At 74.4% G+C, this 19,696-nt stretch carries 17 protein-coding genes; 8 read left to right on the top strand and 9 right to left on the bottom strand.

The window, feature by feature from the left end; translation table 11 throughout:
- Both rfaE2 and ACWGH1_RS29475 read left to right on the top strand, forming a co-directional pair.
- The coding region (rfaE2, locus tag ACWGH1_RS29480; protein WP_453409162.1) for a D-glycero-beta-D-manno-heptose 1-phosphate adenylyltransferase at positions 1-494 on the top strand (494 nt) is incomplete at its 5' end.
- Between the two features lie 27 nt (positions 495-521).
- Positions 522-1,541: a glycosyltransferase family 9 protein gene (locus ACWGH1_RS29475; protein ID WP_453357387.1), complete on the top strand. Its 1,020-nt coding sequence runs from the start codon at positions 522-524 to the stop codon at positions 1,539-1,541.
- A 30-nt stretch (positions 1,542-1,571) separates the two neighbouring features.
- On the opposite strand, the gene ACWGH1_RS29470 is transcribed toward ACWGH1_RS29475, so the two are convergent.
- On the bottom strand, positions 1,572-2,858 hold the full coding sequence (locus ACWGH1_RS29470) for an MFS transporter (RefSeq protein WP_453409163.1): 1,287 nt from the start codon (positions 2,856-2,858) through the stop codon (positions 1,572-1,574).
- 563 nt (positions 2,859-3,421) lie between these two features.
- Between ACWGH1_RS29470 and ACWGH1_RS29465 the strand changes: the two genes are divergently transcribed.
- Complete coding sequence (locus ACWGH1_RS29465; RefSeq protein WP_453354051.1) at positions 3,422-4,156, top strand: SDR family oxidoreductase; 735 nt, start codon at positions 3,422-3,424, stop codon at positions 4,154-4,156.
- Between the two features lie 19 nt (positions 4,157-4,175).
- Here the strand turns inward: ACWGH1_RS29465 and ACWGH1_RS29460 are convergent, their stop codons facing one another.
- A complete protein-coding gene (locus tag ACWGH1_RS29460) occupies positions 4,176-4,856 on the bottom strand; it encodes a DUF6766 family protein (protein WP_453354052.1) in 681 nt (226 codons plus the stop codon).
- 127 nt (positions 4,857-4,983) lie between these two features.
- Positions 4,984-5,445 (bottom strand): hypothetical protein, encoded by a 462-nt coding sequence (locus ACWGH1_RS29455; RefSeq protein ID WP_453354053.1) that lies wholly within the window; start codon positions 5,443-5,445, stop codon positions 4,984-4,986.
- A gap of 146 nt (positions 5,446-5,591) precedes the next feature.
- Between ACWGH1_RS29455 and ACWGH1_RS29450 the strand changes: the two genes are divergently transcribed.
- Together ACWGH1_RS29450 and ACWGH1_RS29445 are read left to right on the top strand one after the other, a co-directional pair.
- Complete coding sequence (locus ACWGH1_RS29450; protein ID WP_453354054.1) at positions 5,592-5,921, top strand: hypothetical protein; 330 nt, start codon at positions 5,592-5,594, stop codon at positions 5,919-5,921.
- A gap of 72 nt (positions 5,922-5,993) precedes the next feature.
- Positions 5,994-8,309 carry a catalase gene (locus tag ACWGH1_RS29445; RefSeq protein ID WP_453354055.1) on the top strand — a complete coding sequence of 772 codons (2,316 nt, stop codon included), beginning with the start codon at positions 5,994-5,996 and terminating at the stop codon, positions 8,307-8,309.
- A gap of 32 nt (positions 8,310-8,341) precedes the next feature.
- On the opposite strand, the gene ACWGH1_RS29440 is transcribed toward ACWGH1_RS29445, so the two are convergent.
- The 3 genes from ACWGH1_RS29440 to ACWGH1_RS29430 form a co-directional block, all read right to left on the bottom strand.
- On the bottom strand, positions 8,342-10,855 hold the full coding sequence (locus tag ACWGH1_RS29440; protein ID WP_453354056.1) for a SpoIIE family protein phosphatase: 2,514 nt from the start codon (positions 10,853-10,855) through the stop codon (positions 8,342-8,344).
- Positions 10,856-10,967: 112 nt separating this feature from the next.
- Positions 10,968-11,201: a DUF6480 family protein gene (locus ACWGH1_RS29435; protein ID WP_453354057.1), complete on the bottom strand. Its 234-nt coding sequence runs from the start codon at positions 11,199-11,201 to the stop codon at positions 10,968-10,970.
- A gap of 99 nt (positions 11,202-11,300) precedes the next feature.
- Entirely contained in the window at positions 11,301-12,119 is an 819-nt protein-coding gene (locus ACWGH1_RS29430; RefSeq protein ID WP_453354058.1) for an SDR family oxidoreductase, read from the bottom strand.
- A 163-nt stretch (positions 12,120-12,282) separates the two neighbouring features.
- Here ACWGH1_RS29430 and ACWGH1_RS29425 point away from each other — a divergent pair, with 163 nt between their 5' ends.
- A complete protein-coding gene (locus tag ACWGH1_RS29425; protein ID WP_453354059.1) occupies positions 12,283-12,699 on the top strand; it encodes a CBS domain-containing protein in 417 nt (138 codons plus the stop codon).
- 91 nt (positions 12,700-12,790) lie between these two features.
- On the opposite strand, the gene ACWGH1_RS29420 is transcribed toward ACWGH1_RS29425, so the two are convergent.
- From ACWGH1_RS29420 to ACWGH1_RS29410, 3 genes are read right to left on the bottom strand one after another with little or no spacing between them, the layout of a single operon-like run.
- Positions 12,791-14,926 (bottom strand): xanthine dehydrogenase family protein molybdopterin-binding subunit, encoded by a 2,136-nt coding sequence (locus tag ACWGH1_RS29420; RefSeq protein ID WP_453356290.1) that lies wholly within the window; start codon positions 14,924-14,926, stop codon positions 12,791-12,793.
- 30 nt (positions 14,927-14,956) lie between these two features.
- Positions 14,957-15,967, bottom strand: a complete 1,011-nt coding sequence (locus tag ACWGH1_RS29415; RefSeq protein WP_453356291.1) for an FAD binding domain-containing protein — start codon at positions 15,965-15,967, stop codon at positions 14,957-14,959.
- Positions 15,964-16,509 carry a 2Fe-2S iron-sulfur cluster-binding protein gene (locus ACWGH1_RS29410; protein WP_453356293.1) on the bottom strand — a complete coding sequence of 182 codons (546 nt, stop codon included), beginning with the start codon at positions 16,507-16,509 and terminating at the stop codon, positions 15,964-15,966. The genes ACWGH1_RS29415 and ACWGH1_RS29410 overlap by 4 nt, the downstream gene beginning before the upstream one ends.
- Positions 16,510-16,764: 255 nt before the next feature.
- On the opposite strand from ACWGH1_RS29410, the gene ACWGH1_RS29405 reads away from it, so the two are divergent.
- Positions 16,765-17,751, top strand: a complete 987-nt coding sequence (locus ACWGH1_RS29405; RefSeq protein WP_453409161.1) for an LLM class F420-dependent oxidoreductase — start codon at positions 16,765-16,767, stop codon at positions 17,749-17,751.
- A 188-nt stretch (positions 17,752-17,939) separates the two neighbouring features.
- Positions 17,940-19,661, top strand: coding sequence for a PP2C family protein-serine/threonine phosphatase (locus tag ACWGH1_RS29400; protein ID WP_453355177.1), 1,722 nt, complete (start codon positions 17,940-17,942; stop codon positions 19,659-19,661).
- Positions 19,662-19,696: the final 35 nt, after the last annotated feature.

The following is a 19,696-nucleotide window of genomic DNA, read 5'->3' as shown; positions in this document are numbered from 1 at the left end:
CGCGGCGGGCCCGGGAGCGGGACCCCTTCGCCCTGGCCCGCGAAGTGAGGGCGCGCGGCGGCACCGTGGTGGCCACCGGCGGCTGCTTCGACCTGCTGCACGCCGGGCACGTGGGGCTGCTGGAGAGCGCCCGGCGGATCGGGGACTGCCTGATCGTGTGCGTGAACTCCGACGCCTCGCTGGGCCGCCTCAAGGGACAAGGGCGGCCGCTCAACCCGCTCGCGGACCGGATGCGGGTGCTGGAGGCGCTCGGCAGCGTCGACGCCGTGGCGCCGTTCGAGGAGGACACCCCGGCGCGGCTGCTGGGCCGGCTGCGGCCCGACGTGTGGGTCAAGGGCGGCGACTACTCGGCCGGGGAACTCCCCGAGGCGGAGGTGCTGCGGCAGTGGGGCGGCCAGGCGGTCGTCCTGCCGTACCTCGACGGCCGCTCCACCACCTCGCTCGCCCACCGCGCCGCCAGGGCCGCCCGGCCCGTGGCCCCGACGACGCCCTGACGTGCGCCCGCTTCCCCGGGAGGTCCCATGAGCCACCGCAGTCACGACGCCACCCGCGGCGTCCCGCCCCGGCCCACCGTGCTGGTGCTGCGGGCCCTGGGGCTGGGGGACCTGCTCACCGCCGTGCCCTCGCTGCGGGCGCTGCGCGGGGCCCTGCCCGGCCGGGACCTCGTACTGGCGGCGCCGGCCCGGCTGGCACAGGCCGCCGCCGCCACCGGCCTGGTGGACCGGCTGCTGCCCGCCTCCGCACCCGGCCGGGCGGTGCCCGCCGCGCTGCCGTGGGCGGGGCCGCCGCCGGAGCTGGCCGTCGACCTGCACGGCAATGGGCCGCCGAGCCACCTGCTGCTCCAGGGCCTGGGGCCACGGCGGCTCTTCGCCTACCGGCACCCCGAGACGCCGGACATCGAGGGCCCCGAGTGGCTGGCCGACGAGCACGAGCGGGAGCGCTGGTGCCGGCTCCTGGGCTGGTACGGGGTCCGGGCCGATCCCGAGGACCTGCGGATCCCCGCGCCGGACGGCCCGTCGCCGGCCGAGGGGGCGGTCGTGATCCATCCCGGCGCGGACGCCGGGGCCCGGCGCTGGCCCCTGGAGCGGTTCGCGTCCGTGGCGCGCACGCTGCGGGACTCGGGCGAGGACGTCGTGGTGACGGCGGGGGCGGGCGAGGCCCGGCTGGCCGCACGGGTGGCGGCCGAAGCGGGGCTGCCGCCCGGGGCGGTACTCGGCGGATCCGGCGACGTACCCTTCGCGGCCCTGTGCGCACTCGTGTCGCGGGCGCGCTGCGTGGTGGTCGGGGACACGGGGCTCGCGCACCTCGCGACGGCCCTCGGGACCCCGTCCGTGGTGCTGTTCGGGCCCGTGGCGCCCCGGCTGTGGGGGCCGCCGCCGAACACCCGGCACCGGATCCTGTGGCACCCGGGGCCGGGCGAGGACCCGCTGCGGCCGGGCGACGCGCACGGCTCGCTGCCCGACCCCCGCCTGCTGCGGATCACCGTGGAGGAGGTCGTCGAGGCCGTACGGGCCCTGCCGGCCGCCGCACCCGCCCGCTGACGGCCGCCCGCCCGGCCGGCCGCCCGGACGTCAGGCCACGGCCTCCAGGCTCGAGCGGACCGGCGTGAGCACCGCGCCGGTCGCCGGGACCACGACCGGGCCGCTGCTGCGGCCGCGCAACACCAGGCCCGCGGTCAGCACGGCGAAGACGACCAGCCCGCCCGCGACCAGGGCGCCCCGTACCCCGGCCAGCTCCATCAGCAGGCCGAGCGTCGGCGGCGCCGCGAGGCCCCAGAGGGTCTTCACCGTGCTCCACACGCCGAGCACGCGCCCGCGCATGTGGGCGGGCGGATCGGTCTGCAGGACGGTGGTGCCGGCCGTCTCCGACACCGACTCGGCCACCGCCATCGGCAGGACCAGGACCAGCAGCACGGCGAGCGAGGGCGACAGCCCGGCCAGCACCTGGAGCAGCGCCCCGGCGGCTGCCAGCACGCCGACCGAGCGCACCGTGGGCTTGCGCAGCCGCGCACCGAGCACCGCGCCCAGGATGCCGCCGGCCGCCAGCACGGTGGAGACCGTGCCGAAGGCGGCGGCGTCGCCGGCGAGGGGGCCGGTGACGAGCACGACGAGGGTCAGGCCGTAGTTGCGTCCCAGCAGGGCGCTGAGGCCGCTGATGCCCGCGAGGGCGACCAGCCGGGGGCGGCGCAGGAAGAACAGCAGGCCCTCGCGGGCGCTCATGCCCTCACCGGCGTCCTTGCGCTCCGCGGCGTCCTTGCGCTCCGCGGCGTCCGCGCGCCGGTACCCGGCGCGCGGCGCGGCGGGTTCGCTCTGCCGGGCCGCCTTGAGGAAGGGGATGACGGCGGCGACGAAGAGGAAGGAGACCCCGTTGGCGGCGTAGGCGGCGCCGGTGCCGAGGAGGGCGACCGTGACACCGGCGAGGGCGGCTCCCGCCAGCCGTCCGGCGTTGTGCACGAGGGAGCCGACACCGATGGCGGAGGGGACGTCCTCCGCCGGGACGAGGTCGTTGCCGAGCAGGGCGCAGGCCGGGCCGTCGACGGTGGCGATGAGCCCGGTGGTGGCGGCGAGCACCATGAGCACGGCCAGGTTGAGCTGGTCGAACGCGACGAGGAACGCGGTCAGGAACGCGACGGCTCCCAGCAGCGCCTGGCTGACGGCGGCGGTCAGCTTCCGGGGCCAGCGGTCCACGGCCGCGCCGCCGGCGAGCCCCATCAGGAGGCCGGGCGCCGCCTGGACGGACATGGACAGTCCGGTGGCGGCCGCGGAGCCGGTGATCTGGAGCACCAGCAGGTTCTGCACCGTCAGCTGCATCCAGGTTCCGGCGTTGGAGACGAAGTTGGCGACGGACCACCAGCGCATGCTGCGGTAGCGCAGGGAGCGCCACGGCGAGCGGGAGGCGGCGGGGACGGGGGCGGGCGCGGGGCGGGGGCCGGGCACGAGGGGCTTCGAGAAGGGCACAGTCGATTTCTTCGGGGAGCAGCCCGGGGCTCGGCAGGCTGGGTGGAGTGGCCGGGGTGGAGTGGCCGGGGGCGGCGGTTCGGGCGGGGTGCGCGCGAGCCGCGCGGCCGGTGCACCGGCCGCGCGGTGCTGCGGCGCCGGCGGTGCTGTCCCGGCGAAATATCGTGGCAGACGAAATAGCCCGCCGGAGTGCGGGCCGGCTCCCCCGGCCGCCGGGCACGCCCGAATCCCTTGCCCCGCAAGGCGCGTGGACTTCTGGTGGGTTTCATCACAGGAACCGCCCGGGCCACCCGGACGTACCCGCGCTGTGGCGCGGGTCACCGGCGCGGCGGCCGCAGGCGGCGTAGTCCGGCGTGCCCGCCGGGAGGCCCGCGCTCACAGTGGGAGACGAGAGGCGACCGGCCGTTCACCCAGTGCGACCGGTACCGGGCGGTAACGAGGAAGGGTGCGAGATGGAGAGTCGGGTGCAGGTCGACCTACACGGCAAACGAGCGCTGGTGACCGGCGGGGCCCGCGGCCTGGGTGCCTCGATCGCGCGGCGCCTGGCGGCCGCGGGGGCTTGCGTGGTGGTGGCGGACGTACGCAAGGACCTGGCGCAGGAGCTGTGCGCCGATCTGATGGTGGCCGGCGGCGAGGCCCGGTTCGTCGAGCTGGACGTCTGCGACCCGGCGGCGGTGACGAGGGTGTTCCGCGACCTCGACGAGGACGGCCAGGCGCTGGACATCCTGGTCAACAACGCCGCCGTGGACGTCTCCAAACCGATCGAGCACCTGACGGCCCAGGAAGTGACCCGGGTGGTCACCACCAACCTGCTCGGGCCGATGTACCTGTGCCTGGAGGTCTACCGGCGCATGGTCGCCCGGGGCGGCGGCCACATCGTCAACATCCTCTCCACGGCGTCCAACCGCACGTGGACCGAGGCGGGCCCGTACTCGGCGAGCAAGTCGGGGCTGCGGGCGTTCACGCACACCCTCTTCAAGGAGGCCCAGCGGGACTGCACCGGGATCGGCGTCACCGGCGTCATCGCGGGCGGGATGGAGACCCCCTTCATCATGGAGCGCTTCCCCGACGCGGACGTGTCGATGCTGCAGAGCCCGGACGTCGTCGCCGACACCGTGCTGTACGCCTTGTCGGCGCCGCCCGGCAGCGTGGTCTCCGAGCTGGTGGTGGTGCCGCGCAAGGAACCGTCGTGGCCGTGACCGCCCGGTGAGCGCCGGCTCAGCCCTCCACACCGGTGGCGTCGTGCGAGGCGCCGACGGGCTTGGACTCGGGGGATCCGCGCTGGCGCAGGTAGATGGAGAGGACGGCCATGGAGGCCACGGCCAGGAACTCCGACTGCCAGTTCTGCAGGGTCCGCGACCAGAAGTCCGCCGAGGTCAGGTACTGGTGCCAGGCGATGGGGTCCTGGAGGCCGCGCAGCTGCTCCTCGTCGTAGGCGGCGGTGCCGGCGATCGACTGGGCGAGCCAGGAGAGCAGGAAGAGCAGGGCCATGACGATGCCCAGCGAGCGCGAGTACACGCCGCCGCGCCATCCCGGCGACCCGGCCCAGCTCGGCGACGCCTCGGTGGCGTGCCGGCCCGTCTTCTGCTCCGCATCCGATTCCGTGCCGGCTTTGTGCAGTTCCTTCGACTCCGGTGAGCCGCGCTGCACCAGCCACACGGTGGCGAAGACGAAGAGGAAGAACTGGAGGTATTCGGACTGCCAGTTCTCCGCGACGTCGACCGCGAAGTCCGAGGACGCCAGGTAGGCGCGGAACCCGACGCCCTGGAGGCCCTCGGCGGCGAGCCGGTTGTCGAAGTCGGTCCAGCCCGCGAGGGCCTGGCCGGCGAGCGCCAGCAGGAACGCGACTCCGAACGCCAGCGTCAGCGAATTGTTCCGGACGAAGCGGCGTACGCCCACGACTCCTCCATCCCTCAGCGGAACACGGTCAAGCGAGGTCATCGGTGCATCAGACCCAGGGCGCTGAAGTACACGACTCCGCCCACCACGATGAGCAGGCACAGCACGAACAGGGTGCGCATCGTCCTCATCCGCCCTTCACCGTGCACTGGTACGGCTGTCCCTGCCGGGGTTCGCAGCCCGCGGCCACGACCTTCCAGCCGTGGTCGAACTGGGACAGGAACAGGGTGTCGCCCGGGCCGGCGACCTGCGCCTGGCGGCCGTACACCGTCACGCGCACCGGGGTGCCCGTCGCGGGCAGGCCGAGGCCTGCGACCGCGTCCGCGCAGCCGCCGCCCCCGCTCCCGGAGTCCGCCACCTCTTCGCGGGTCTGGGGCGCCAGACGGGCGCAGACGCCCGCGAAGTCCTTCGCGCCCAACGCCTGTTCGAAGGCCGTGGCGGCCGCCCGCGCGTCGTCCGCGCGCACCCCGGCCGTGCCACAACCGCTCAGCAGGCCCGTGACGAGGGCGACGACGGCCGCCATCGCGGCGGCGGCCGCCCGGCGGGGCCCGGCCGCCCTCCTCCCGTGTGTCGTCCGTGAAACTGCCACGCTGCGCCGCTACCCGCTTCCCACCCGCCTAAGCAATCCACTGATACCGGCGCATAAGGACCGGCGCATGCCTTTCCCGGCAGGGGGTAGCCGCCGATCGGTGGCGCCCCTCGCCGCGCCGGAACGCACCCAGGAAGGGCAGCACCATGGGATGGGCAACGTGGACGACGCGCTCGGTCGCCGCAGGGCCGGGCGGTGTCGCGACGCGGGAGGCGGGCGACGTGACGGGAACCGTGGACGTGCGGACGAGCTGGACCGACGGGCACGCCCAGGTCACCGTCCGGCGCAGCGGCGCGGCGCGCTGGTTCACGGTGGCCGGCAGCCCCGCTCCGTGCCCGTCGGGATACCAGAGCCGGCTGCTGCACGACCGCGTCGTCGGGGCCGTCCGCGCCGGCGGAGGTGCGAGCGTCCCCGTCCAGCCGCGGGAACGCCGGGCCTGGTACGAGGCTCCCGGCCCACAGCCCACCACCGCGTGAGCGGGCGGCGTCCAGACCCGCACGCAGAACCCGTCCCATCGGAAGACCCACCGGACCGGAAGGCAATCCGCAATGGTTCAGAAGAAGGCGAAGAAGGCGGTCCCGGCGAAGAAGAGCGCCCCGAGGACTCCTCCGGTCGAGCCGGCCGCCACCCCCGCGGTGGCGAACGGCGTCCCCGGCCGGCCGGCGCCCGAACCCCCGGCGTTCAACGAGCCGGTCAAGCCCCGTGACCCGCTGCCGCCCAAGGCGGACCAGAGCGGTCCGGACACCTTCACCCCGACCGGGCGGCCGACCGGCGTCCCCCGGGAGGCGGTGGCCCAGAGCGGTCCGTACCTGACGACCGCACAGGGCGCCCGCCTCTACGACACGGACCACTCGCTCAAGGCCGGACCGCGCGGACCGGTCCTGCTCCAGGACCACCACCTGCGCGAGAAGATCACCCACTTCGACCACGAGCGCATCCCCGAGCGCGTGGTCCACGCCCGCGGCGCGGCCGCGCACGGCGTGTTCCAGGCCTACGGCACGGCGGCGCGGATCACCAAGGCGGCCTTCCTGGCGAAGGGCGCCGAGACCGAGGTCTTCGTACGCTTCTCCACCGTGCTGGGCTCGCGCGGATCCGCCGACACCGTCCGCGACACCCGGGGCTTCGCGACGAAGTTCTACACCGGCGAGGGCACCTTCGACCTTGTCGGCAACAACATCCCGGTCTTCTTCATCCAGGACGCGGTCAAGTTCCCGGACATCATCCACGCCGGGAAGCCGCACCCCGACCGGGAGATCCCGCAGGCGCAGAGCGCGCACGACACCTTCTGGGACTTCGTGTCCCTGCACACCGAGGCGACCCACCACACCCTGTGGAACATGTCGGACCGCGGTATCCCCCGCTCCTACCGGATGATGGAGGGGTTCGGGGTCCACACCTTCCGGCTGGTCAACGCCAAGGGTGCCACCACCCTGGTGAAGTTCCACTGGAAGCCGAAGCTGGGCGTGCACTCCCTGGTCTGGGAGGAAGCCCAGATCACCAACGGCATCGACCCCGACTTCCACCGGCGCGACCTCGCCGACGCCATCGAGTCCGGCGCCTACCCGCAGTGGGAACTGGGCGTCCAGACCTTCCCCGACACCCCTGACCAGATGTTCGAGGGGATCGACCTGCTCGACCCGACGAAGATCGTGCCGGAGGAACTGGCGCCGGTCCAGCCGATCGGCATCATGACGCTCAACCGGAACCCGTCGAACTTCTTCGCCGAGACGGAGCAGGTCGCCTTCCACCCCGGTCACCTGGTGCCCGGGATCGACGTCACCAACGACCCGCTGCTGGCGGGACGGCTCTTCTCCTACCTCGACACGCAGATCAGCAGGCTCGGCGGCCCCAACTTCGGCCAGATCCCGGTCAACCGCCCGCACGCCCCGGTCAACGACATGCTGCGCGACGGCATGCACCAGACGGCCGTGCACTCCGGGACGGCGCCGTACCGGCCCAACTCCCTGGACGGGGGCTGCCCGTTCCTCGCCGGAGCCGACACCGGCGCCTACATCGAGGTGCCGGTCGAAACGCCGGCGGCGCGCAAGGTCCGCGAGGCGCCCGAGTCGTTCGCGGACCACTTCCGCCAGCCCCGGCTGTTCTGGCTCAGCATGACGCCGGTGGAGCGGGAACACATCATCTCGGCCTACACGTTCGAGCTGAGCAAGTGCTACGAGCCCACCATCAGGCAGCGCGCGCTGGCGGTGCTCGCCAACATCGACACGGACCTGTGCGAGCAGGTCGCGGCCGGCCTGGGGCTGCCGGCCCCGGCCGCCACGGAGCCGCTGGCCAAGCCGAAGCCGAGTCCCGCGCTCTCGCAGATCGGGCAGACCTGGCCGCTCGACGGGCGGGTCATCGGCATCGTCGCCGGAGCCGACAGCGATGTGAAGGCGCTCAGCGGTCTGCGGCAGGCCGTCCTCGACGCCGGCATGGTCCCTCTGGTCATCGCCCCGACCGCCGGTGCCCTCGGAACCGGCAAGAACGCCCTCCCCGTACAGCGCACCTTCGCCAACGCCCGCTCCGTCGAGTTCGACGCCCTGCTGGTGGCGGGCGCGCCGGCGCCGGGCGCGGACGCGAAGGGCCCGCGCGACGCGAAGGCCGGGGCCAAGAAGACCGGGCGCAAATCCGCCGCCGCGGCCGCCGCGGGCACCGACCCCCGGGTGCTCCTGCTCGTCTCGGAGGCCTTCCGGCACGCGAAGGCGATCGCCGGCTGGGACGGGGCCGAGTCGGTCTGGCAGGAGGCCGGCCTGCCGGCCGGCGCGCCCGGCCTGGTCAACGCCAAGAACGGTCCGGCGGCGCTCTCAGGGGTCATCGGGCTGCTGGGCACCCACCGCGTCTGGGACCGCTTCCCCGCCTCGGCGTGAGGAGGGCCCCCGCCCGCTGACCCGACTGCCCGTCAGCCGCCCTGCGCCGAGGGGCGGCCGGCGGGCAGGTGGATGTCCAGGACGCAGACGTCGTCGCGCCGGCCCGGTCGCAACGCCGCCAGCAGCCGGGCCAGCGGTTCGGGCCGCTCCCCGGCCACCGTGTCGACCGCGGCCCGCGCGAGCCGGTCGAGCCCCCGGTCGATGCTCTCCCCCGGCACCTCGATGAGCCCGTCGGTGTAGAGCAGCAGGTGGTCGCCGGGCTCCAGGCGGAGCGTGACCTCCTCGTAGGCGCACGCGAATCCGGCGCCGAGGAGGCCGCCTTCGGGCAGCGGCAGGTACTCGGCGCGGCCGTCGCGCACCAGCAGCGGCGGCAGGTGTCCGGCGCGCACCCAGGCCAGCCGTTGCTCCTGCGGCCAGTAGCGGGCCATGATCATGGTGGCGGTGGCCGAGGTGCCGAAGCCGTCCGGGGACGTGTGGATCAGGAGGGTGTTGAGCCGGGTCAGGGCGTCGGCGAGCGCCGAGCCGGTCACGATCATGCCCTTGGCCGTGAACCTGAGCTGGGCCATGGTGCCGACCGCGTCCAGTCCGTGTCCGGCGACGTCACCGACGACGAACAGGGCGCTGTGGTCGGGGAGCTCTATGGCGCTGTACCAGTCGCCGCCGACGTTCACCCCGCTGTCGGAGGGCAGGTAGGCCACGTCGACGCGCAGGCCGGCGAGTTCCATCGACCGCTCGGGCGTCGGCAGCAGGGCGTGCTGGAGGCGTGCGGCGAGGGTGCGTTCGGCCTGGAGCATGCCCCGCTGGACGAGCACGGCCCGTTCGCTCTCGCGCAGGGCCACTTCGGCGTCGCGCTGCGCGGTGAGGTCCTGGAAGAAGCCGTGCACCTCCACCGGAGTGCCCTCCGCGTCCGTTTCGGCTTCGGCGACGATGCGCAGGTGCCGCAGGCCGTCCGCGACGACCACGCGGAACTGCCGGTCGATGGCGACCCCGTCGCGCAGCAGCCGCTCGACGTCGGCGGCCAGCGCGGGCAGGTCGTCGGGCAGCAGGTGTTCGGGCAGTTCCTCCAGCGTCATGGGACCCAGCTCCGGGTCGCGGCGGAAGATGGCGTAGACGTGCTCGGACCAGTTGATGGTGTTCGTGATCAGGTTCCAGTCGGCCCAGCCGAGGTTGCCCAGGCGCTGCATGGCGGCCAGCCGTCGCGCCTCGCGCCTCGTGACGTCGTGCCGGATCCAGGTGACGACGAGCCGGCCGCCCAGCCGGGTCGCCCGTACGGAGTACGTGGACTGCTCGGGGACGCCGGCCACGACTTCCTGGTAGGAGAACGGCTCCCCCACGTACGTCGTCCCGGTGGTCAGGGCGTCGAGGTAACCCTGCCACAAGGCGGTGCCGGCCACGGTGGGGTAGGTCTCCAGGACGCGCCGGCCGATGAGTTCCTTGCCCCGGCGGCCCGCGACGTCCACCGAGTCGGGCGCGGCCGCCTCGATCCGGTAGTCCTCGACCTCGCCGGTCGGCGCACGCAGGGGCGAGAGCAGGATGGCGGTGCCGGGCAGGGCCTCGAAAACGGCCTGGACGGCACTCACCTCCTGGTCCAGGGGGACGGTGAGCGGGCTCCGGACGGCGCGCAGTGGTCCGGAGCACAGCGCCGCGGCTTCACACAGTACGGTCCGCGTGTTCTCGTCGAAGGGTCCGCGCAGGCCCCGGAGGAAGCCGACGGCGAGGTCTGCCGTGCCGTCGGCGCCCGGTACCGGGATCCAGGCGCGCGAGGGCCACCGCTGCGGGTTTCCGCCGATGAGCTGGTAGTGCTGGGCCGCGGCTGCCGCGTCCTCCAGCCAGACGGGCCGCTCGCCGGTCATCGCGTCCAGCGCGGCGATGTTCGCGAGCGGCGGGATGTCGCGCCACTGGCCGACCACGGTCGGGTCGATGCCCGCATGGCCGGTCAGCTCGAGCCGGCCGGCCTCGGCCATCGAATAGATCATCACGCCGTCGACCCCGAACCCGTCGGCCAGGGCGTCGCGCAGGAAATCGGCGACGTCGTCGGCTGTGCGTGCCTCCGTCAGCCGGCCGGCCAGCCCGGCGAGCAGCCGGCGGGGGTCGGCCGGCCCCTCGGCGGTGGCGGCGCTGGCGCGGGCACCGTCGGCGCGGACGAGGTAGCGGCCGGAGCTGAACACGGATCCGCCCTGTTCCGCTCCCTTGGAGGCCAGGACGATGCGCCGGGCGGCGGGCTCGGGGGCGGCCTGGGACCCACTCTGGCCCAGGACGGTCCAGCACTGCTCCATCAACGTTCGGCCCTGCGCCTCGGCCGCGGCCACCAGCGCCTCGTAGGCGTGCTCGGCCGAGACGCCCGAGCGGGCCATCAGGACGCCCTTGGCCCGCTCCAGCACGGCCGCGGTGGACGCCAGCGCTTCGAGGCTCGCGACCTCCGTGCGGAGCCTTGCCACGACCTTGGCCAGCGCCAGCACCTCCGGGGCCGCGCCGTCGTCGGAGACCGCCGACGCGACCACCTCGGGTACCGCGCCGTCGTCTGGGAGAGCGGATTCGGCCTGCACCCTTTGAGCATGGCACGGCGCGGGCCCCGGAGCGGACCCGCCCCCGCGATCAGGGGTTGCTACCTCGTAGGAAGCTCCAGAGGGGCGGGTGCCGGGACGGTGGGCGGCTCGCTCACCGCGTGGCGAGGACTATCGCGTAGGCCAGGAAGAAGCCCGCGCAGAGGACGGCGACGACGCAGATCGCCACCAGCGGGCCGTTGCCCCAGCCGGGCTTGAGCGGCCGGTAGGGCCCCGCGCCGGAGCTGGTGCTGCCTTCTGCCGGCGGGGTCTCGCCGGGCGGTACTCCGCCGCCCGGTTCGAGTCCGGGGGTGTTCTTCGGATCGGGATCGGGGTTGTGTGCGTGCATGTCCGGCGTCTGCCCATCGGGGGGCGGTGAAACCTCGCGGCGTCCGCCGCCCCAGGCGGCCCGCGAACGGTGCGGGCGGGGGCCGCCCGGGCGGACCGGTCAGGGGGTCCGCCAGCGGTCGTCCGTCAGGTGCGAGCCCGCCATGGGGCCCATGCGGAGCATGCCGCCGTCCACGGCCCACGAGGCGCCGGTGACGTACGAGGCGTCCTCGCCGGCGAGGAAGGCGATGACCGCGGCGACCTCGCGGGCGTCCCCGGGCCGGCCCAGCGGTACGCCCGGCCGGTGCTCGCGCCGGACGTCCTCGTCCTCCTGGCCGGTCATCGGCGTCGCGATCTCCCCCGGTGCGACGGAGTTGACGGTGATCCCGTGCTCGGCGAGCTCCAGCGCCATCACCTGGGTGAGCAGCCCGAGGCCGCCCTTGGCCGCACAGTACGGGCCGGCGCCGACGCGCGGCTGGTGCTCGTGCACCGAGGTGACGTTGACGATCCGCCCGCCGTCGCCCTGGGCGATCATGCGGCGCGCGGCGCGCTGGGAGCACAGGAACGGTCCGACGAGGTCCACGTCCAGGACGTGGCGCAGCCGGTCGAGACCGATGTCGAGGAACGGCTCGGCGGTGCCGGTGCCGGCGTTGTTGACCAGCACGTCGATCCGGCCGAGTTCGTCGGCGAGGGCGTCGACCGCGTCGGCCGCGCCGGGCAGTTCGGTGAGGTCTAGCCGGGCGACGACCGCTTTCCGGCCGTGCTCGCGCACCTCGGCCGCCGTGGCCCGCGCACCGGCTTCGTCGGTGTGCCAGGTGATGCCGACGTCCAGCCCGGCGGCCGCGAGCCGGACGGCGGTCGCCCGGCCGATCCCGGAATCGGCTCCGGTGACGACGGCGGTCGCGGGCCGGCGCGCACCGGCTCCGAGGGGACTGGTCATGGGGGTGCCCTTTCTCGTCTGACGGTGGAGGGGGTCTCGATACGGCCTGCCCCCGGAGCGCGCGCCAATGTGCCGGACGATCTCAAAACCGGGCGTTACCGCGGGCCCGGCGTGGGAAGGCGCGGGGGCAACAGGAAGGCAAGACAGCGGAGAGGACACGTCCATGACCACCGCACGCGAGATCATGACCGAAGGCGCCGACTGCATCGGAGAGGACGAGAGCGTCCTCGAGGCCGCACGCAAGATGACCGACCTCGGGGTGGGCGCCCTGCCGATCTGCGGCAACGACGACAGGCTGAAGGGAATGCTCACCGACCGCGACATCGTGGTGAAGGTGCTGGGCCAGGGCAAGGACCCCGCCGACACCAAGGCCGGGGAGCTCGCCCAGGGCGAGGCCGTGACGATCGGCGCCGACGACGACGCGCAGGAGATCCTGCGCACGATGCGGGAGCACAAGGTCCGCCGGCTGCCCGTGATCGACGGGCACCGCCTGGTCGGGATGGTCGCGCAGGCCGATGTGGCCCAGGCGCTGCCGGACCCGGCCGTCGGTGACCTGCTCCAGGCACTGTCCACCGACTGACGCACCGCGCGGACGCGGCTCCCCGGCCGTGGCGGACCCCGGTCCGCCACGGCCGGCGCGCGTCCGGCGTACGTCCCGCGCGGTCCTGCCGTCACCCGGGCTCGCCCTCGATGGCGGCCAGGACCCGGTCCGGGGTCAGGGGCAGCTCCCGCAGCCGCCGGCCGGTGGCCTGGCTCACCGCGTTCCCGATCGCCGCGGCGGCGCCCACGATGCCGATCTCGCCGATGCCCTTGCTGCCCATCGGATTGAGGTGTTTGTCGTGCTCGTCGATCCAGTGGGCCTCGATGGCGGGGACGTCGGCGTTCGCCGGTACGTGGTAGGAGGCCAGGTCGCGCTCCGCGAAGTCGCCGAACGCCGGGTCGTGGCCGCTGTGTTCGGTCAACGCCATGCCCAGCCCCATCACCATCCCGCCGATGAGCTGGGAGCGGGCGGTCTGCGGGTTGAGGATGCGGCCGGCGGCGAAGACCCCGAGCAGCCGGCGGACGCGTACCTCGCCCGTGACGGTGTCCGCCTGTACCTCGGCGAAGTGCGCCCCGAACGCGTGACGCGCGTAAGGCGACTTCTGCTTCGCCGACTGGGTGGTGTCGGCGGAGGCGGAGAGCCCCGGGGCGGGCAGCGGTCCCTCGTGGCGGGCCAGCCGGTCGGTCAGGGCCGTACACGCGTCGTGCACCGCCCAGCCCCAGGACGCCGTGCCGGTGGAGCCGCCGGCGACGGGGCCGGCGGGCAGGCCGCTGTTCCCGATGGCCAGCGCGACGGCGTCGAGCGGGACGTGCAGGGCGTCGGCGGCGATCTGGGAGAGGACGGTACGGGCGCCGGTGCCGATGTCGGTGGCGTTGACCTCGACCAGGTAGCTCCCGTCCGGGCGGGCGTGCGCCCGGGCCCCCGCGGGCGCGATGTACACGGGATAGGTGGCGGCCGCCACCCCGGTTCCGATCAGCAGCGGCCCTTCCCGGCGGGGCGCCCGGCGGCCGGGCCAGCCGAACCGGCGCGCACCCTCGCGCAGGCACTCGACGAGGTGGCGGCTGCTGAACGGGCGGCCGCTGTCGGGCTCGGTGGCCGGGTCGTTGCGCACGCGCAACTCGACCGGGTCCATGCCCAGGGCGTCGGCCAGTTCGTCCATGGCCGACTCCAGGGCGTACATGCCGGGGGTCTCGCCGGGGGCCCGCATCCAGGAGGGCGTGGGCACGTCGAGCGCGGTGACCCGGTGGGTGGTGCGGCTGTCCTGGCAGGCGTACATCACCCGGGAGGGCACGGCGGCCTGCTCGACGAACTCGCGCACCTGTGAGGTGTACGTGGTGACCTCGTGGCTCAGGGCGGTGAGGGTGCCGTCGGGGCGGGCGCCGAGCCGGAGGCGGTGCAGGGTCGGCGCCCGGTGGCCGACGGTGGCGGCCATGTGCTGCCGGGGCAGGGCGAGCGTGACGGGGCGTCCGCAGTGCCGGGTGGCCATGACGGCGAGGACGACGTGGGGGCGCGGTGTGCCCTTGGAGCCGAACCCGCCGCCCACGTGCTCGGACAGGACGGTGATCCGGTCCTGCGGCAGGTGGAACAGCCCGGCCAGCACGGTTCGCACCACCGTGGTGCCCTGACAGGAGTCGTAGACGGTGAGGTGGCCGCGTTCGGCGTCCCAGTCGGCGGTGGCGGCGTGCGGCTCCATGGCGTGGTTGTGCAGCGGCGGCACGGAGTAGACGGCGTCGACGCGTACGGGCGCGGCGGCGAACGCCGCGTCGGGGTCGCCCTGTTCCCGGTGCGCGGGGTAGCCGCCGTTGACCTCCTCCGGGGTGTACAGGCCGGGGTGGCCTTCGCGCAGGGTGACGTCGTACGGCTCGGCGTCGTAGCTGACGCGCACCGCCTCGGCGGCGGCCCGGGCCTCCTCCAGGGTGTCGGCGATGGCCAGCGCCACGTACCAGCCGCGGTGCGGAACCCGCAGGTCCTGGAGCAGTTGCAGGGTGGGGTCGTCGGAGGGGCCCAGGCGCGGGGCGTCGTACGGGGTCAGCACGCCCAGCACTCCGGGCAGGGCCAGGGCGGCGGCGGTGTCGACGGCGGTGATCCGGCCGCGGGCGACGGTCGCGGGCACCGGCCAGGCGTAGGCCCGCCGGGGCAGGTGGTGTTCGGCGGCGTAGCGGGCGGCGCCGGTCACCTTCTCCCGGCCTTCGCGCCGCGGGACGGGGGTGCCGAGGGCGGTGCCCGCGGGGGCGGTGGTGTCGAGGGTGGCGGAGGTCGGGCTCATCGTGGTCCTGTTCCTGGTCGGTGGCGCCGGCTACGGCGTGGCGGGGGAACCGGTATGCGGGCCGGCCAGCGCGGCGATGGCGTCGCAGGCGAGGTTGCGCGCGAGCGGGATCTTGTACGCGTTGTCGCGCAGGGGCCGGGCCTGCGCGAGTTCCGCGTCGACGGCCGCCCGGACGGTGTCGGGGTGCGGCGTGGCACCGGCCAGCCGGGCTTCCGCCGTCGTCGCCCGCCAGGGACGGTGGGCGAGGCCGCCGAAGGCGAGGGCGATCCGGCGGACGCGGCCGTCGTCGAGCTCGAGGACGACCGCGACCGAGGCGAGGGCGAAGGCGTACGAGGCGCGCTCGCGGGCCTTGCGGTAGAGCGAGACGCTGCCCGGCGCCGGCGCGGGCAGCAGCACCGCCGTGATGATCTCCCCCGGACGGATGACGGTGTCCTGCTCGGGGCGGTCCCCCGGCAGCCGGTGGAATTCGCAAGCCGCGACGGTACGGGTGCCGCCCGCCGGGTCGTAGAGCTCGACTTCCGCGTCCAGCGCGGCCAGCGCCACTGCCATGTCGGAGGGGTGGGTGGCGATGCACTGCTCGGAGTGTCCGAGTACCGCGTGGTCGCGGTGGATCCCGTCACGGGCCCCGCAGCCGCTGCCGGGTTCGCGCTTGTTGCAGGGCTTGGTGGGGTCCTGGAAGTAGCCGCATCGGGTGCGCTGGAGCAGGTTGCCGCCGGTGGTGGCGAAGTTGCGCAGTTGGCCCGAGGCCCCGGCGAGCAGCGCCTGGCTGAGGAGCGGGTAGCGGGTGCGCACGCGTGGGTCGGCGGCCAGGTCGCTGTTGCTGACCAGGGCGCCGACGCGCAGGCCACCGCCCGGGAGTTCGGTGGTCTCCGCCAAGGGGAGCCGGGTGATGTCGATGAGGGTGGCGGGGGTCTCGACGCCCAGTTTCATCAGGTCCACCAGGTTGGTGCCGCCGCCGAGGTAGCGGGAGCCGGGGTGGGCGGCGTAGGCGTCGGCGGCCTCTCGGAGGCTGGTGGCGCGTACGTAGCCGAAGGGCTTCACGCGATCACGTCCGTACCGGTCCGGGCGGCCGCGGCGTCCGCGCCCGCGTCGGCGACGGCCCGGACGATCGCGGGGTAGGCGCCGCAGCGGCACAGGTTCCCGCTGAGCCGTTCCCTGATCTCCTCGTCGGTCAGCGCGGCGGGTCCGGCCGGGACGGCGGTCGGGGCGGGGGTGACGTGCGAGGGGTGTCCGGCGGCGGCTTCGCGGAGCGCGCCCACGGCGGAGCAGAGCTGGCCGGAAGTGCAGTAGCCGCACTGGAACGCGTCGTGTTCGATGAAGGCGCGCTGGAGCGGGTGGAGGGCGCCGCCGGGTCCGGCGAGGCCTTCCACGGTGGTGATATCGCAACCGTCCAGGGCGACGGCGAGGAGCAGGCAGCTGTTGGCCCGCCGGCCGTCCACCAGGACGGTGCAGGCGCCGCACTGCCCGTGGTCGCAGCCCTTCTTGGCGCCGGTCAGGTCCAGGTGCTCGCGCAGGGCGTCCAGGAGCGTGACGCGGTGGTCCAGGTCGAGTTCGTGGTGGGCCCCGTTGACGCGCAGGGCCACGCGGGAGCGGGCGGCCGCTGCCCCGTGCGCGCGCGCCGTGGGTCCGGGATCACCCCCCTGCGCCGGCTGGGGGGAGGGCGGGTCGGTTGCGTGGGCCACGACGAACTCCCTTGTCGTCCGTTTGAGGAGGGAATATCCCTTCGACTGCCCAGCCTGGCCCCTCTCACGCCGGAGCGCGCCCCACGCCCCCGGCGGACTCCCCCATCCGGCCGACGGTCAGGTTTCGCGCCGGGGCAGACCGGTAAGACGCGGCCCATGGTGCGAATCGGATACACGATGATGACCGAGCAGGCCGGCCCCCGGGAGCTGGTCGAGCACGTGGTCGGTGCGGAGCGGGCGGGTTTCGACTTCTCCGTGACCTCGGACCACTACTTCCCCTGGCTGGAGGAGCAGGGGCACTCCCCGTACGCGTGGAGCGTCCTGGGCGCGGCGGCCCAGGCCACTTCGCGGATCCCGCTGATGACGTACGTGACCTGTCCGACCATGCGGTACCACCCCGCGGTCGTCGCCCAGAAGGCCGCGACCATGCAGCTGCTGTCCGGCGGCCGGTTCCGGCTGGGCCTCGGTTCGGGCGAGAACCTGAACGAGCACGTGGTCGGACCGGGCTGGCCCGCGGCGCATGTCCGGCTGGAGATGCTGGAGGAGGCCGTCGAGATCATCCGGGGCCTCTTCGAAGGCCGCTCGGTGAACCATCACGGCCAGTACTTCGACGTGGAGAACGCCCGGCTGTGGGACCTGCCGTCCGAGCCGCCGCCCATCGGCATCGCCGTCTCCGGAGCCAAGTCCTGCGACCTCGCGGGGCGGCTCGCCGACCTGGTGATCGCCATCGAGCCGGAACGGGACCTGCTGGAGTCCTTCGACCGGGCCGGCGGCGCCGGAAAGCCGCGCGTCGGCCAGCTGCCCGTGTGCTACGACCCGGACCGGGACGCGGCCGTCAAGCGGGCTCACGAGCAGTTCCGCTGGTCGGCGGGCGGCTGGAAGGTCAACGCGGAGCTGCCCGGGCCGGCCGCCTTCGACCAGGCCGCCCAGCACGTGCGCCCCGAGGACATCGCGGAGTCCGTGCCGTGCGGCGACGACGTGGACGTCTTCGTGGACGCCGTGCGTCCCTTCGTGGAGGCCGGCTTCACGGAAGTGGCGCTCGTCCAGGTCGGCGGCCAGCACCAGGAGCCGTTCCTGGACTGGGCGCGCTCGACCCTGCTTCCCGCCCTGCGGGAACTGCGGGCCGACGGCCCCCAAGGATGAGCGGACACCGGACCAACGTCCCGGAACGCTGGGCCGGACGGCCCCAATGTGCCGGTAAGAGGGGTGGACGGCCGACCGGGCGGGCAGGCGCTCGTTCGCAGCCCTGACCCCGATCGAAGGAGGCGCGTCGTGCGCAACTCCCCGAAGGGCCGGCCCGGCACGGCCGGCCGGCCTGGCGGTGGATCCGGATGAGCCCGGCCGTCCCGCAGGATCCCGCCTCCCTCAAACTGCTCATCGCGCGCGAGGTGGCGGCATTGCGCGCCGCCGCGCGCCGGGAAGCGGGGGTGCGCGAGGACGACCGGGCACCGGCGACCGAAGGGGCCCCGGCCGGCTGCCCGTGCGGCGGGGGCGAGGGGGCCTCGCACTCCTGCTCCGACGATTCCGCCGGGCCGGGCGGCCACGATCCCTGGGGGTGCGTCTGCGCGGCACTGCCCGCCATCCCGGTCTCGGCGGCGCTACTGGCCCCCGTCCGGGACGAGGGGGGCCGGGTCGTCGACTTCAGGGTCCGCGCGGGCAACCACGTCCGCTCCGCGCAGTGGCTCGACACGCCCGACACCCAGGTCGGCCGGCAGCTGCTGGAGGTGCAGCCCGGCGCGGCGGCGGGCGGCCTGGTGGGCGTCCTGAGCGAGGTGCTGGACACCGGGCGTGCCGTCCACTCGTACGCCGTGGACTACACCGAGCAGCACCGGGACGGCCTGCACCGCACCAAACTGCTCTACGACGCCGCCTCCTGTGGGGACAGGGTGCTGGCGACCTGGCGTCCGGCCCTGAACCGGACGGAGATGATGTCGCTCGACGCCCAGTACATCGCCTCCATGGGGTGGGGCACCTGGGACCTGCTGTCGGGAGCCGTCATCTGGTCCGAGGGACTGGCTTCGATCTTCCGCACGGATCCGGCCCGGCCGCTGTCGCTGACCGAGCTGTGCGACGCGGTGCTGCCGGAGGACATCCCGCGCTTCGCGAAGCTGATGACGGCCCTGCTCGACGGGGAGGAGCCGCCCGGCGCCGAGGTCCGGTTCACCGTCCTCGGCGAGGTCCGCACCCTCACCCTGGTGGGACACCCGGTCATCGCGACGGACGGGCTGCCGTGGCTGCTGCGGCTGATCGCCCGCGACCTCACGGCCCAGGTACGCAGCCGGCAGCGGCTGGCGGCGACCCGCCGCCAGACGGAACGGCTGCGCGAAGAGGCGGCGGCCGAGCACCGGGTGGCGTCGGCACTCAGGGAGGCCCTGCTGCCCACGCACTCCGCCGAGCTGGAGGCCCTCGGCATCTCGGTGGCGGCCGCGTACCTGCCGGCGGAGGAGGACGCCTCGGTCGGCGGAGACTGGTACAAGAGCCGCCTGCTGCCCGACGGCCGGATCCTGCTGGCCATCGGGGACGCCTGCGGCCACGGGCTGGACGCGGTGGCCCGCATGGCGCAGCAGCGGCACGCCCTCGCGGGCCTGGCGCACTCCCCCGGCACCCACGCCGGTCAGCTGACCACCTGGCTCAACGAGCTGGTGTGCTCCGACCCGGCGGCCGAGACCGCCACGGGGATCATCGGCCACATCGACGCCGGGCGGGAGCTGCGGTGGGCGTGCGCCGGGCACCCCGCTCCGCTGCTGCTGCGCGGGGACACGGCCACGGCGCTCGACACGGAGCACCGGGGGCCGCTGTTCGGCCTGCTGCCGGGGCACGAGTACGCCACCGCGACCGTCCAGCTGTACCCCGGGGACCTGCTGCTGCTGTACACCGACGGCATGGTGGAGCGGCGCGGCCAGGACATCACGTACGGCATCGACACCCTGCGCAAGGTGCTGGAGTCCTGCGCCGGGCTGGGCGTGCGGGAAACGCTCGACCGGGTGATGTCCGCCGATCCCGCCGACTACCACGAGGACGACGCCTGCGTGCTCGCGATCCGCCTGGACTGACCCGCGGCTGCGGGGTCCGGGCGGCTCCACGTCCA

The organism is Streptomyces sp. NPDC054883, assembly GCF_053610645.1.
This window is presented reverse-complemented; position numbering and strand designations above follow the sequence as displayed.